The 1,890-nt window shown below is 42.9% G+C and carries 1 protein-coding gene; it reads right to left on the bottom strand.

Going from position 1 to position 1,890, the window contains the following annotated elements:
* Nucleotides 1-443: 443 nt before the first annotated feature.
* On the bottom strand, nucleotides 444-1,890 hold a 1,447-nt coding region (locus tag MUP17_12130; GenBank protein ID MCJ7459719.1), incomplete at its 5' end, for a dockerin type I domain-containing protein.

Genomic DNA, 1,890 nt, shown 5'->3' with positions numbered 1-1,890 from the left:
TTTACTGTCCCTTTAGACATACTCTTATTCTCCTTTCAAAGAAGATGCGCTCCTTCTGAAAATAATTGTCCTGCTTGAACCTCCTCAAAAAACAATCTGCCTTAAGACTCCTTTCTCCAGGTTTTAATCTCTGGATTAAAACCTTTGTTTTCTTACATATAGCTTTTTATTCTTGAATGTCAAGGTATATTTAAATTTTTACATAATTAAGTTGTGTCAAGATAACCGACTAATTGATTTCTTTATCTGTTCTTCGAAAGATAGACCCTACTAAAGTCTGCCTGAAAAACCTATAGAAATTCTTTCAGCAGCAGTAAGTCAGGAGCTTCATGCTCCTGACACTTTTCATTTGTCAGATGCCCAGGGCACCTGATCTATGAGGCTGTTAAAATAAAAAGCCCTCAAAGTCGAGGGCTTTTTTCGATTTAGCTGCTTGCAAAATCTCAACCTATTGGAGGTAGCCCTCCTCTGTAAAGATAGTTAATTAAATAAACCACATCCGTTAAGCTCACTTTGTTATCGCAATTGACATCACCTGAATAGTAGTTTTTGGGCTGGGCTCCTCTTTTAAACAGATAGCTTATCAAGTAAATCACATCGCTGACCGAAACTCTAAGGTCATTATTGGGATCCCCATACAGCATATCTCCAATGATAATGTGTCCTTGAATGAAATGAGGTTTTATCTCCATAGCGAAATCATCCACGAAAACCAGGTAACTCTGCGGAGGAATAAAACAGGTGTCAAGGTTTACAGTTTGCTGGGGTGCATTCTGGTTAATGGTGAAATAAAGATTAGCTAAAAGCCCGTTTCCAGGAGGTACAGACGGATCGGTCAGAGTTACCACCCCAATCAGGATGGTTCTATCCAGGGGATTAATATTACCTACCTTCAATCCTACATACTCTACCCGGGAACCGATATATGAAACCGAATCACACACCAGATCTGAGCTGTCATATTTCAGGGGAACAACGACTGCTCCCAGAGGCTTGCTGTTGTAAAAGTAAACCGGAACCACAACTTGATTCCCTGGCTTGCCTACTACTGTTGCCACTCTTACCGTATCTCCGCTTGCAGGGGATGAGGGGTTTACAGTTAGAACTACCAGAATACTCTCAGGTGAATTGGTGGCATCGTTGCAGGAAATGACTATGTAATCATAGTAACTATTCACTACTAATCCGCTTATATTGATACTAAACTGAATATCAGATGGAACTGTGCCCTGATAAGCGCTCAAACTGAGCCAATCAGCTTTTTTGCTGGCGCTCCAGTTAAGCGTACCACCGCCGGAATTGTTAATGCTTAGCCTTTGAGGATTAGGATTATTCCCTCCTTCTACCGCGCTGAAGCCGAATCTTTTTGAACTCAAAGCGATGGTGGGGACATTCGATTTAACTCTTAAAGTCACTGGAATCGTTTTTGGGCTGTTCCAGGCACCTGGAGACTCAATGGTAATGGAGGTAGAATAAACCCCGATTTCCAGTCCGGTGACATCCACGGATAAGGTAACCTGGGAAGGTGCAGTTCCTGAAGTTGAACCTAGAGTCAACCATCCAGCATTCTCAACTGCTGTCCAGTTCAAATCTCCTACTCCGCTGTTGGTAATTGTAAGGACCTGATCGGATGGATTCCCTGCTCCGATCTCTGCAGTGAAATCGAATTTAGTAGGGGAGACAGAGATTATGGGCACTGTATCCGGAGGCGCACCGGTTAGATGAAGTCTGTAAATCTTGTCAGTCACAATATCTGATACCCAGAGGTATTGACCATCCCACTCCAACTCAGTGGCATTGGTCCCGGGACCAGGGAAAGCCCATAAAAGCTCACCTTGCCTGGTTAACTTGTAAATCATACCATCGTAGGCATCGCAGATAAAGAAATCC

It is taken from the genome of Candidatus Zixiibacteriota bacterium (assembly GCA_022865345.1).
Taxonomy (GTDB): Bacteria; Zixibacteria; MSB-5A5; order MSB-5A5; family RBG-16-43-9; genus RBG-16-43-9.
This window is presented reverse-complemented; position numbering and strand designations above follow the sequence as displayed.